Origin of the sequence: Burkholderia sp. MS389 (genome assembly GCF_016899425.1) — a bacterium.
In the GTDB taxonomy this organism is placed as follows: domain Bacteria; phylum Pseudomonadota; class Gammaproteobacteria; order Burkholderiales; family Burkholderiaceae; genus Burkholderia; species Burkholderia sola.
Window position 1 is genome coordinate 986,208 of the sequence record NZ_CP045994.1, and the last position, 11,956, is coordinate 998,163.

The window sequence follows — 11,956 nt, forward strand, 5'->3', positions numbered from 1 at the left end:
CTGACATCGACTCGGGTGCCTGCGCGACGACACTTCGCAACCGAGCCGGCAAGCGCGAATACCAACGCCCCGCGCGCTACGCGCGCACCACCGTCACACCCGCGGCCTCGATCGGCTTCGTCAGCGCGGCGTCGGTTTCCTTTTCGACGACGACCGTCTGCGCCAGCGTGATGTCGCCGATCACGAACTGCGATGCCGCGCGCAATTTCGACTGCGACGCGAGCACGACCGTCTCGGCCGCGCGTTCGGCCAGCGCGCGCTTGATCGCCGCTTCCTCGAAATCGCCGGTGCTCAGGCCGGCGACCGGATGCACGCCCGTGACGCCCATGAAATACAGGTCCGCATGAATGCGCGCGATGCCTTCCATCGCCGCCGCACCGACCGCGACGATCGAATGCTTGTAGAGCCGCCCGCCGATCAGGATCACGTCGATCGACGGATGCGCGGCGAGCGCCACCGCGACGCTCGGGCTGTGCGTGACGATCGTCGCGCGCAGGTCGGCCGGCAACTGGCTGACGAGCAGCGCCGAGGTCGTGCCGCCGTCGACGATCGCCACCTGCCCGGGCGCGATCATCTGCGCGGCCCGCCGTGCGATGCGCCGCTTCTCCGTGGTTTCGAGCGTCTCGCGCTGCGCGAGCGGAGCGACGGCCGGCGACGCCGGCAGCGCGCCGCCATGCACGCGCTGCAACAGCCCGTCGGCCGCGAGTTCCCGCAGGTCGCGGCGCACCGTGTCTTCGGACACGCCGAATTGCACGCTCAGCTCGGCGGCCAGCACCTGGCCGTCGCGCGCGAGCGCGTCGAGGATCGCCTTCTTGCGTTGCGTCGTCAGCATCGTGTTTGCACGAAAATTCTTGAAATTGCACGAATGTGCACGTTACCATGGGCGCCGTCCTTTGTCGAACCGGAGGCTGCAATGGCTGCAACGCGGGAGCGGGTGCGCATCGTCGATACGACGGTGCTGTCCGACGACTGGTATGTGCTGCGCAAGGTGACGTTCGATTTCCTGCGCCGCGACGGCACGTGGCAGCGCCTGAGCCGCGAGACCTACGACCGCGGCAACGGCGCGACGATCCTGCTGCGTCATGCCGAAACGGGCGACGTGCTGCTGACGCGCCAGTTCCGGATGCCGGCGTTCGTGAGCGGACACGACGGCATGCTGCTCGAAGCGGCCGCCGGCCTGCTCGACGACGAAACGCCCGAGGCGCGCATCCGCGCGGAGGCCGAGGAGGAGACCGGCTATCGCGTGCGCGGCGTGCGCAAGGTGTTCGAGGCGTTCATGAGCCCGGGTTCCGTGACGGAGAAGCTGCATTTCTTCGTCGGCGAATACGATGCGTCGCTGCGCACCGGCGCGGGCGGCGGCGTCGCGGAAGAGGGCGAGGATCTGGAGGTCGTCGAGATGCCGCTGCGGGCGGCGCTGGACGCGGTCGAGCGCGGCGAGATCGTCGACGCGAAGACGATCATGCTGCTGCAGTACGTCGCGCTGCGGGAAACCGCCGGCGCACGCGCCGCATGACGCCGCGGCTCGTGCTGATCGCCGGCCCGTATCGCAGCGGCACGGACGGCGACCCCGCGCGCATCGCCGCGAACCTGCACCGGCTGGAAGCGGCGGCGCTCGCCGTGTATCGCCGCGGGCACGTGCCGATGATCGGCGAATGGGTGTCGTTGCCGCTCGCGGCCGCGGCCGGGTCGACGCAACTGGGCGACGCGATCGGCGAAACGTTCCTGTATCCGGCCGCGCACCGGCTGCTGCGACGCTGCGATGCGGTACTGCGCATCGATGGCGCGTCGCGCGGGGCGGATGCGGACGTCGCGCTCGCGCGGCAACTCGGCAAGCCGGTCTATTTCGCGGTCGACGAGATCCCGGTTGCACACGACGAATCGGCTCACTGAGCAAGCATGGGCGCCGCGTCGCGGTATCGCCGGTGCGGCGCTTGCGGACGGCGGGCCATTGCATTGCCGGTCGCCGCACGTGCGCCGCGCTACACAGTTGCGTCGCCGATGCGGCGCGACGCCCGAACCGGCGTATGATCGCCACGCCACTCGCGCAACGTTCGACGCCACCGCTTTCCCATCATGCCGCTTTCCGGTCCCGCAGATCTCGCCGACTCCGCCGCCGCGCCGCTTCCTGCCGAGCTCGTCGCGTCCGCCGTCGCCGCACTCGCGCGTGCCGATGCATTGCTCGTCACGGCCGGCGCGGGCATCGGCGTCGATTCCGGACTGCCCGATTTTCGCGGCACGGACGGTTTCTGGCGCGCGTATCCGGCGCTGCGCTACGAGCGTTTCGAATTCCACGAGATCGCGTCGCCGCACGCGTTTCGTGCGCGTGCGGCGCTCGCGTGGGGCTTCTACGGGCACCGTCTCGCGCTCTACCGCGCGACGGCGCCGCATGCGGGCTTCGCGATCCTGCGCCGCTGGATCGACGTGATGCCGAACGGCGGCTTCGTGCTGACGAGCAACGTCGACGGCCAGTTCCGGAAGGCCGGTTTCGATCCGGCGCGCATCGTCGAGATCCACGGCTCGATTCATGCGATGCAGTGCCTGCGCCCGTGCACAGACGCCACGTGGGACGCGGCGCCGTTCGTGCCGGAGGTCGACGAAGCGACGTGCCGCCTCGTGGGCGACATGCCGCGCTGCCCGCACTGCGGCGGTCTCGCGCGGCCCAACATCCTGATGTTCGGCGACACCGGCTGGCTCGGTGCGCGCTACGACGCGCAGGAACGCGTGCTCGAAGAGTGGATTGCGCAGGCCGGGCGCGTCGCCGTGGTGGAGATCGGCGCGGGCACCGCGATTCCGACCGTGCGCTTGCTGAGCGAACGGCTCGGCGCCGACGTGATTCGCATCAATGCGCGCGACGCGCATGCGCGCCGGGCGGACGTGATCGGGCTGAAGGGCGGTGCGCTGGCGACGCTGAACGCGCTCGACCGCGCGTGGCGCGGCGGCTGAGCCGCGCGCCACGAGGCGACCGGCCGGGGCCGCGCGATTACGGCCGCGCGACGAGCGCCTGCACGAGCGCCGGCGCGATCGGCGAACCGAGGCCCGTCACATAGTCGTAGCCGCCCGCCGCGTTGCAGACGCTGCCGCAATTGCCGTTGGATCCGGTCGTCACATCGTGGAAGTCGCTGCCGTACGCGGTTTTGCCGACCGCATAGAGCGTGTCGTAGGCGCCGCTCAACGATGTCTTGCCGGCCGCCGTGCGCAGCGAATTCGCGATCGCGACGAGCGCCGCCCATTGCGGCGCGCCCGCGCTCGTGCCGCCGACCTGGAACCAGCCGGCCTGCCCCTGATAGGTGACCGAGTCGTACACCGCGAAACCGCTGGACGGATTCGCGTCGTAACCGACATCCGGCACGCCGCGCTTGCCGGCCACCGGAATCGGCCACGCGGTCTGGCCGGCCGGCTCGGCCTCGACGCTGCTCACACCGCCGCCGCTGCCGCTCCACGCCGTCTCGCCGATGTAATTGCCGGCCGTATCGGACGACAGCGTCGTGCCGCCGACGGACACCACGTAAGGCGACGCGGCCGGGTATTCGGTGCCGGTGCCGCTGTCGCCGGACGACGCGACGAACGTCACGCCCGGTACGTTGAAGTGGCTGTCGAAGCCGGTCTCGCTGCTGAATTCGTTGCCGCCGAAACTCATCGACACGACCGACGCGCCGCGCTTGACCGCGACGTCGACCGCGGCCATCAGGTCGCTGAAGCTGGCCGATGCCGCCTCGACGAGCACGATCTTCGCCTTCGGCGCGATCGCATGCACCCATTCGACGTCGAGCGAGATCTCGAGCGACCAGCCTGCATTGGGCTTGGGCCGCGCACCGTGGGCATACACCTTGGTGAAACAGCCGTTCGACGACGTGCAGGCCGGCAGCGAGAACGCAGTGCTGAACACGCCGAGATCGGCTTCGATCTTCGGGTCGTCGTACGCGTCGACGATCGCGACGACCATCCCGTCGCCCTGGTTCGCGATCGCGTCGAACCCGTAGGCATGCCGCGCGAGCGCCGGCGTGAGGCCGGCGATCGTGGCGGTGCTTGCGCGTGGCTTCGTGTGGAACGGCGGGCGCGCGAATCCTTTCGGTGCGCGGTTGCCTTCGACGTAGGACGGCGGCCCGTTGCCGTCGGCGAGCGCGACGCCCGACGCGAGCAGCGACGCGCACAGCGCCGGGATCAACATGGATGACAGGCGGATATTGTTCATTTTTCGAGTCTCCATGTCGATGGAGTAGGGTGGCGAAACAATTCTACGAAATCGACGACGATAACGACATCGAATATCGACTGGATACGGGAATGTCTGATAAGGGAAAGTACGTGGAACCTCGATGGGACAAGCGTTGTGCAGGGTTAACCTGTGCGCACGATCGAACTGCTTTATCGGTTTTTAAACAGCTGATAAATAATCGGCAAATTAAAAATCGGTTTGTAATGTCGGATGTAATTGTCCGGTAAATATCCACGACGGCGCGCGCAGGGAAATCGTGAAACGCGTCATGCGAACGCGACACGCTCCGCCGTCTGCCTGCACGGCCCGTCGGCATTGCCGGCGCGGCGCGATTCCGCATACAGTTCAGCGTAGCCGCGTGCGCCGCGTGGCGTCGTCCGTGAGAGGTGCCCTTGTTCTATTCGATCGTCGCGATCTTCGTCGGCGCCGGCCTCGGCGCGTTGCTGCGCTGGTTCCTGAGTCTCGCGCTCAACGCGGTCTTTCCCGCGGTGCCGCTCGGCACGCTCGTGTCGAACCTGCTCGGCGGCTACGTGATCGGCATGGCCGCCGTCGTATTCACCGTTCGCGTCGGGTTGCCGCCCGAATGGCGGCTATTCGTGATCACGGGCTTTCTCGGCGGCCTCACGACGTTCTCGACCTATTCGGTCGAAGTGATGACGCACGCGCTCGACGGCGAATTCGGATGGGCGTTGGCGGTGGCTGCCCTACACTTGACTGGATCGTTCGCGCTGACGGCGCTCGGCATGTGGACCGCGCGCGCGTGGCTCGCGGCGGCCTGAGCGGGCCGCCATCGGAGGGAGCGATGGACAGGGTCTTTTTGCGCTTCTACGTGCACGAGCAGCACCGGCTGCACTGGAAGCCGCTGTGGGAATGGCTGCTGGAAGAGGCGAACCGGATGGGCGTCGCGGGCGGTTCCGCGTTTCGCGCGATGGCCGGTTTCGGCCAGCATCGCGTGCTGCACGAGGATCGCTTCTTCGAACTGCAGGGTTCGCTCGCGATCGAGGTCGAATTCGTCGTCACCGAGGACGAAGCGCAGCGGCTGCTCGAGCGGCTGTCGCACGAGAAAGTGCGCGTGTGCTACGCGATGATGCCCGCGCAGTTCGGCGTGATCGACACGCTCGGCGCACCGCCGGCGCAGGGGCCGGCAGCGTAGGTGTCGCGCCGGATCAGATGCCGAACATCGTCAGCGACACGGCGGCGCGCGTGACGATCATCAGCAGCACCTGCACGATCACGAACAGCAGGATCGGCGACAGGTCGATGCCGCCGAGGTTCGGAATCACGCGGCGCAGCGGGTTCAGGAACGGCGCGGTGAGCTGGTAGAGGATCGGCATTGCCGGCGAGCGCGGGTTGAGCCACGACAGCAGCGCCATCAGGATCGTCATCCAGATCACGAGGTTGAGCGCCCACTTCACGACGGTGAGCAGCGCGACCACGACGAGCGTCGCGATCACGGCGGCCGGATCGAAGCCGGCCATCACGACCATCAGCACGACATAGACGAGCGCGGTGAGCAGTGCGGCGACGACGCTGGCCCAGTCGATGCCGCGTACGCCCGCGATCACGCGGCGCAGCGGCAGCACGAGCCAGTTGGTCGCCTGCAGCACGGCTTGCGTGACGGGGTTGTACGGCGGCACGCGGACGGCCTGCATCCAGACGCGCAGAATCAGCGCGGCGCCGAATAGCGTGAAGACGGTATTGAGCAGAAAACGGGCGATCTCGCCGAACATCGTTGGCATCCTTTTTATACAGTCAGTAGCGTGCGGCCGCCAACGCCGGTTGGCGGCGCATCGGCCGACACCTTATCACGCCTCGTCGCGCGACGGGGAGGGGGGCGCGGCGGGGTGGGCGGCCATCCGCGCCAGCGAGGTTTCGACGGCTTCGGCCAGCGCCGGCAGCGATGCCGGCGGCGGCGCGCGCTTCGCCGCGAGCGCGACCGCGCGGCGCGTCAGCAGCGCATACAGCGCCGCGTGATCGCCGCCGCGCGCTTCGAGCAGCGCGAGCTGGCGCTCGACGATGGCCGTGTCGCCGCGCGATACCGGCCCGGCCAGCGCATTCGCGAGCCCCTTGTCGCGCGCGGTCTCGATCGTGCCGGCGAGCATCGGCAACAGCGCGCGCAGCGCGGCGTCCTCGTCGAAACCGAGGCCGCGCCACAGCTCGACCGCTTCCGACAGCCCACACAGCGCGAAGCTCGCCGCGTAGTGGGCGGCCGCGTGATACAGCATCCGGCCGCCGGCCGGAATCGACAGCGGATGACAGCCGAGTGCGGCGGCAAGTCGCAGCAGCGTCGCGTGCAGCGCACCGTCCGCTTCGATCGTGACCGAGCAGCCGTCGATGCGTGCGAGGTCGGCGTCGGTGCCGCCGAACAGATAGAGCGGATGGAAGCCGCCGGTGGCCGCGCCTTGCTGCTTCGCCGGATCGAGCAGCGCGACCGGCGATGCGCCGCTGCAATGGACGACCGCCTGGCCGGCCGCGCGCGATGCGTCGAAGCGCAGCGCCGCGGCGCTCGACGCGAGATGATCGTCGGGCGTGGTCAGGAAGATCAGCTCGGCGGCGTCGACCACCTGCTGCGGGTTATCGACCGCGCGGCAACCGGCGATGCGCGCGGCGAGGCCGGCGGCCGACGCGGGCGTGCGGCTCGCGATCGCGACGACGGGGAAGCCGGCCTGCGCGAAACGCTGCGCGACACACCGCGCGAGGCGGCCGGCGCCGATGAAGCCGAGGCGGGGTGTGTCGGGAAGCGGCATGGCGGCGGATGTCAGCAAAAACGAAGCAACCGCCAGTATCGCAGGAATGACGGCCATTTCGCGGAAGGCCGGCTGCGGGGCTGCCGCGTGTATGAATTACCGGTAGGCAGTGAGGCCGATGCGCGGCCGGCGTCCGCCACCGCGGCGAATCAGGGGCGCGGAATCCGACCCCTAAACACCGCGCCGCTGCATCCGGCCTGGAATGTCGGCATGTTGTCTCGAATTTGTAATCGTTCATTACGTACGCGTGCCCGCTGCGCCCGCCGGATCCGGTAAGACTGACCGGTCGGCGTGCCGCGACCCGATCCCTCGGACGGAATCGCGCGACCGGCAAGGAACGCGGCCCATGTCGGGCGCCGCGCCGGACGGCCGCTGCGGCCGCGTGCAATTGCAATTTGCAACAAATGGATGATACGCGCGGGGCGGGTTTTCGCTACATTGCTTCCATGCGACGTGCATGCCCGCCGTTGCCGACAGGAGCGCCTAAAATACCGCTCCAGCAGGAGAATCGAAGTGAAAAAGCTCATTCCGTTCATCGCCGCCGCCGCGCTGGGCCTGGGTGCCGCGAGCGCCGCGCAGGCTCACGTGTCGATCGGGGTCGGCATCGGCATCCCGGTCGCACCCGCTTACCCCGTCTACGCACCGCCGCCGCCCGTGTACTACGCGCCGCCGCCTCCGCCCGTGTACTACGCGCCGGCGCCGGCCTACTACGCGCCGCCGCCCGCGGTGGTCGTCGGCGGCTACGGTGGTGGCTACTACGGTCGCCCGTACTGGCGCCATGGTTACGGCGGCTGGGGCCATCATGGCTACTGGCGTCGCTGATTCGTCCCGCGCGGCCTGACCGCGCGCGGCAAAACGGCGCAACGTCCCGCGAGGGGCGCTGCGCCGTTTTTCATTGGGGCTCACATGTGGCGCGGTGGCCGGCGCGGCAGCGCGACCGCGATTACGCCGCGTGTACGATCAGGTCGCGGTAGCCGCCGACGATCACGCTGTACGAGAAGTACGCGAACAGCAGCGCCGATGCGACGTGGCACGCACGCATCAGCCCGGCGCCCGCGCGCTTGCGGCCCTGGCTCGCGAGCGTGCACATGAACAGCGTCCACGCGAGGCCGCCGAGGAAAAAGCCCGACAGGAACACCGACGCGGTGGCCGGCGTGGTCGCACCGGCTTTCGCGATCAGCGCGCCGCCGACCGCCGCGAACCACAGGATCGCGCTGGGCGACGACATCGCGAGCAGCATCCCGCGCAGAAAGCTGCGTCGTGCGCTCGCTCGCGGCGGAGGTGCATCGTCCGCGTCGTCGTCGGCCGACTTCGCGGGCGTCAACGCTTCGCGCGCCATCTTCCACGTGAGGAACAGCAGCACCGCGCCGCCGCCGATCCACACGATCCAGCGCACCGGTTCGAACTGCAGCAGCACGGCCATCCCCGCGAGCGCGAGCGCCGCGTAGACGAGATCGCCGACGCACGACCCGACGCCGAGCCAGAAGCCCGGCCGGAAGCCGTGCGACAGCGTGAGCGACAGCATCGCGACGTTCACGAGGCCGATGTCGAGACACAACGACAGCGACAGAAAGAATCCGTCGGACAGCATGGAGGCGGGCGGAAAGCTCATCTTCTGGGTGCGTGCGGCAAGTGCGATGCGCGGGCCGGCGTGCGCCGGCCGCGTGGCGTCAGAGGCCGATCTCCTGCCATAGCCGGTCGACGCGCGCCTTCACGGCCGCGTCCATCTCGATCGGGCGACCCCATTCGCGGCTCGTTTCGCCCGGCCACTTGTTGGTCGCGTCGAGCCCCATCTTCGAGCCGAGTCCGGCCACCGGCGATGCGAAGTCGAGATAGTCGATCGGCGTGCTGTCGACCATCACCGTGTCGCGCACGGGGTCGACGCGCGTCGTGATCGCCCAGATCACTTCTTTCCAGTCGCGGATGTTCACGTCCTCGTCGACGACCACGATGAACTTCGTATACATGAACTGCCGCAGGAAGCTCCACACGCCGAACATCACGCGCTTCGCATGGCCCGCGTAGCTCTTCTTCATCTGGACGATGGCCATCCGGTAGCTGCAGCCTTCGGGCGGCAGGTAGAAGTCGGTGATTTCCGTGAACTGCTTCTGCAGCAGCGGCACGAACACCTCGTTCAGCGCGACGCCGAGCACCGCGGGCTCGTCGGGCGGCTTGCCCGTGTAGGTCGAATGGTAGATCGCGTCGCGGCGCATCGTGATGCGCTCGACGGTGAACACCGGAAACCACTCCTGCTCGTTGTAATAGCCGGTATGGTCGCCGTACGGCCCTTCGAGCGCGTGCTCGTATGCGGCCGCCGCATGGCCGGCCGGGCGCGGCGGCGCGCCGGCCGGAGCGGGGCCGGGTGCGCCTTCCTGCGGATGAATGAAGCCTTCGAGCACGATCTCCGCGCGCGCGGGCACCTGCAGCGTGTCGACACCGGGCGTCAGGCACTTCGCGAGCTCCGTGCGGCTGCCGCGCAGCAGGCCGGCGAACTGATATTCGGACAGCGAATCGGGCACCGGCGTCACCGCGCCGAGCGTCGTGGCCGGATCGGCGCCGAGTACGACCGCGACCGGATATGGCTTGCCCGGGTTCTGCAGCGCGAATTCGCGGAAGTCGAGCGCGCCGCCGCGATGCGCGAGCCAGCGCATGATCAGCTTGTTGCGGCCGATCAACTGCTGACGGTAGATGCCGAGGTTCTGGCGGGACTTGTTCGGCCCGCGCGTGACCGTCAGGCCCCACGTGACGAGCGGCCCCGCATCGCCGGGCCAGCAGGTCTGGATCGGCAGCTTGTTCAGATCGACGTCGGCGCCTTCCCAGACGATCTCCTGGCACGGCGGCGACGACACCGACTTCGGCGCCATGTCCCACACCGCCTTCGCGAGCGACAGCAGCTTGCCGGCGTCCTTCAGGCTCTTCGGCGGATCGGGTTCCTTCAGCGCGGACAGCAGGCGCCCGAGGTCGCGCAGCGAGCCGAGCGCGGCATCGTCGCCCGCATCGACGCCCATCCCGAGCGCGACGCGGCGCGGCGTGCCGAACAGGTTGCCGAGCACCGGGAACGCATGGCCGGGCGGCGCGTTGAACAGCAGCGCGGGTCCGCCGGCGCGCAGCACGCGGTCGCACAGCTCGGTCATTTCGAGCACGGGCGACACGGGCTGCGTGACGCGCCGCAGCTCGCCGAGCGCCTCGAGGCGCTGAATGAAATCGCGTAAGTCTTTGTATTTCATGAAGAAGGTCCGAGCCACCCGCAGGGACGGGCAGCGATGGGCGGGGCAGCGGCTGGCTACGACCCCGAATCGACCGACGATTTTACCCCGGGCAGCCGCGCGACCGCCCCGGCGAAGAAAAAGTCGACCGCGCGCAAACCCCCTACGGCACGGGGATTGCGTTCTGAAGAGGGGTTTTAAATTACTTTTTGTTATAGATTTGAGTTTTTATAGTGTTGACGATCTATAAAACCCTGCTAGAATCCGCTCACATTGGCTGCAGGGTAAAAGGCTTCGAGCCGCCAATCACCGATCTTTGACGCAGCGCGTCACCGTCCGCCGAATCCTGCACGGCGTCTTCGACGGCTTATGTCGTAGTCCCAGCCAGCGCCACCAGACGCTGGTTTTTTGCGTGGGTGCCACCGCGTATGCCCGCCTCGCCCAGTGTGCGAAGGCGCCGGCCTTCTTACACCGTGGCCTCGAACGGTACTTATACCGTTTCCCCGATGCTTGCGCGTCCCAACCAAGGCGTGCGGCGTCGTGATTCCGCGGCGCGTTTTCTGTCTCGCCATCGAGCTGAGCGAGCCGCACGAGTCATGTTCATGGGAGATGATCTGAATGAACGCTTGGTTATCGTGGCGTCCCACTGAGCAGCATGCGCAAATCGTGCGCAACTTGCTGCGTCGCGGGACGCGTGTCAGTCACCATCTATTCAGCGTTGTCGGCTGTTTCGCTGTCGCGGTTGCGCTTGCACTGTGGCTGCTGCCAACCGTCCGCGGCACGCTCGCCGCGAAGCTGATGCCGGTCGTGTCCGCGGCCGTGCAGGCCGGTCCGGCCCGTCTGCTGTCCGGCCATCCGCTGCCGAACTTCGCGCCCGCTGGCGCGCAGCCGCAGCAGGAAGACACGCCCGAAGCGGATGCGCTTGCGGTCGGCCTCGATGTCGCGCCGGAAACCGCCGCTCAGGGCGCTCAAGGCGCCCAGGGCGATGCGTCCGACCCGGCCCGCAACGGCCCGTCGCCGGTCGCACTGGCCAAGCTGATTCCGATTCAGCGCGTGGCGGCCGATGCCCGCGACGATCGCGCGCTCGCGTCGAACCGCGAACAGGCGCTCGTCGCGACCTATCTGTCGCGCCGTTACCGCGTCGCGCAGGAGCCGCTCGGCCAGCTCGTCAAGGCCGCGTTCCAGACCGGTCGCGACGTCGGCCTCGATCCGCTGCTGCTGCTGTCCGTGATGGCGATCGAATCGGGCTTCAACCCGTACGCCGAGAGCGGCGTCGGCGCGAAGGGGCTGATGCAGGTGATGTCGAAGGTTCACTCCGACAAGTTCGAGTATTTCGGCGGCACCGACACCGCGCTGCAACCGCTCGCGAACCTGCAGGTCGGCGCCCTGGTGCTGAAGGACTGCATCGCGCGCGGCGGCTCGCTCGCGAGCGGCCTGCGTCTGTACAACGGCTCGACGAACCCCGACGATAACGGCTACGGCTCGAAGGTGATGGCCGAACGCGGCCGCCTGCGCGACGTCGCGCGTGGCCGCAGCGTGCCGATCAACGCGCCGCAGGCGCCCGCGCAACCCGCGAAGCCGATCGTCACCGCAGCCGTGACGGCCGCGGCAGGCGGCGCGAAGCGCGTGCATGCGACGCTCGACGGCACGACGTCGGTCAAGGCGGCGCCGAAGGAAGCGGCGTCGCAGGACGATGCGAGCGTCGATACCGCGAAGCAGTCGCACGGCGATCGTTCGGAGCTCGGCGCGTAACGCGTCACGCGCTCCGTGCGGCTCCGGCCGGCAGG

The 11,956-nt window shown here is 68.5% G+C and carries 13 protein-coding genes; 7 read left to right on the forward strand and 6 right to left on the reverse strand.

Features of this window, described 5'->3' with window-relative positions; translation table 11 throughout:
- Positions 1–76 precede the first annotated feature (76 nt).
- Positions 77–832, reverse strand: a complete 756-nt coding sequence (locus GJG85_RS04585) for a DeoR/GlpR family DNA-binding transcription regulator (protein WP_089488229.1) — start codon at positions 830–832, stop codon at positions 77–79.
- Positions 833–913: 81 nt separating this feature from the next.
- On the opposite strand from GJG85_RS04585, the gene GJG85_RS04590 reads away from it, so the two are divergent.
- The 3 genes from GJG85_RS04590 (at position 914) to GJG85_RS04600 (ending at position 2,943) form a co-directional block, all read left to right on the forward strand.
- A complete protein-coding gene (locus GJG85_RS04590) occupies positions 914–1,513 on the forward strand; it encodes an NUDIX domain-containing protein (protein ID WP_089488230.1) in 600 nt (199 codons plus the stop codon).
- On the forward strand, positions 1,510–1,890 hold the full coding sequence (locus GJG85_RS04595; RefSeq protein ID WP_089488231.1) for a DUF4406 domain-containing protein: 381 nt from the start codon (positions 1,510–1,512) through the stop codon (positions 1,888–1,890). Before GJG85_RS04590 ends, GJG85_RS04595 begins: the two co-directional genes overlap by 4 nt.
- Positions 1,891–2,073: 183 nt before the next feature.
- Positions 2,074–2,943, forward strand: a complete 870-nt coding sequence (locus GJG85_RS04600) for a Sir2 family NAD-dependent protein deacetylase (protein ID WP_089488232.1) — start codon at positions 2,074–2,076, stop codon at positions 2,941–2,943.
- Between the two features lie 37 nt (positions 2,944–2,980).
- Here the strand turns inward: GJG85_RS04600 and GJG85_RS04605 are convergent, their stop codons facing one another.
- Entirely contained in the window at positions 2,981–4,192 is a 1,212-nt protein-coding gene (locus tag GJG85_RS04605) for a S53 family peptidase (RefSeq protein ID WP_089488233.1), read from the reverse strand.
- A gap of 416 nt (positions 4,193–4,608) precedes the next feature.
- On the opposite strand from GJG85_RS04605, the gene crcB reads away from it, so the two are divergent.
- Both crcB and GJG85_RS04615 read left to right on the forward strand, forming a co-directional pair.
- Positions 4,609–4,995, forward strand: coding sequence for a fluoride efflux transporter CrcB (gene crcB, locus GJG85_RS04610; protein WP_089488234.1), 387 nt, complete (start codon positions 4,609–4,611; stop codon positions 4,993–4,995).
- A 23-nt stretch (positions 4,996–5,018) separates the two neighbouring features.
- Positions 5,019–5,369 carry a DUF190 domain-containing protein gene (locus GJG85_RS04615; RefSeq protein ID WP_050011622.1) on the forward strand — a complete coding sequence of 117 codons (351 nt, stop codon included), beginning with the start codon at positions 5,019–5,021 and terminating at the stop codon, positions 5,367–5,369.
- 13 nt (positions 5,370–5,382) lie between these two features.
- Here GJG85_RS04615 and GJG85_RS04620 read toward each other — a convergent pair whose 3' ends face one another.
- Together GJG85_RS04620 and GJG85_RS04625 are read right to left on the reverse strand one after the other, a co-directional pair.
- Entirely contained in the window at positions 5,383–5,946 is a 564-nt protein-coding gene (locus tag GJG85_RS04620; RefSeq protein ID WP_006488584.1) for a YggT family protein, read from the reverse strand.
- 75 nt (positions 5,947–6,021) lie between these two features.
- A complete protein-coding gene (locus tag GJG85_RS04625; RefSeq protein WP_050011621.1) occupies positions 6,022–6,963 on the reverse strand; it encodes a DUF2520 domain-containing protein in 942 nt (313 codons plus the stop codon).
- Positions 6,964–7,476: 513 nt separating this feature from the next.
- Here GJG85_RS04625 and GJG85_RS04630 point away from each other — a divergent pair.
- Positions 7,477–7,785, forward strand: a complete 309-nt coding sequence (locus GJG85_RS04630; RefSeq protein WP_050011620.1) for a hypothetical protein — start codon at positions 7,477–7,479, stop codon at positions 7,783–7,785.
- Between the two features lie 121 nt (positions 7,786–7,906).
- Here GJG85_RS04630 and GJG85_RS04635 read toward each other — a convergent pair whose 3' ends face one another.
- Together GJG85_RS04635 and GJG85_RS04640 are read right to left on the reverse strand one after the other, a co-directional pair.
- Positions 7,907–8,575 (reverse strand): LysE family transporter, encoded by a 669-nt coding sequence (locus GJG85_RS04635; RefSeq protein ID WP_050011619.1) that lies wholly within the window; start codon positions 8,573–8,575, stop codon positions 7,907–7,909.
- 58 nt (positions 8,576–8,633) lie between these two features.
- Complete coding sequence (locus tag GJG85_RS04640) at positions 8,634–10,190, reverse strand: UbiD family decarboxylase (protein ID WP_050011618.1); 1,557 nt, start codon at positions 10,188–10,190, stop codon at positions 8,634–8,636.
- Between the two features lie 597 nt (positions 10,191–10,787).
- Between GJG85_RS04640 and GJG85_RS04645 the strand changes: the two genes are divergently transcribed.
- Complete coding sequence (locus tag GJG85_RS04645; protein ID WP_050011617.1) at positions 10,788–11,921, forward strand: transglycosylase SLT domain-containing protein; 1,134 nt, start codon at positions 10,788–10,790, stop codon at positions 11,919–11,921.
- The last annotated feature ends 35 nt before the right edge of the window (positions 11,922–11,956 follow it).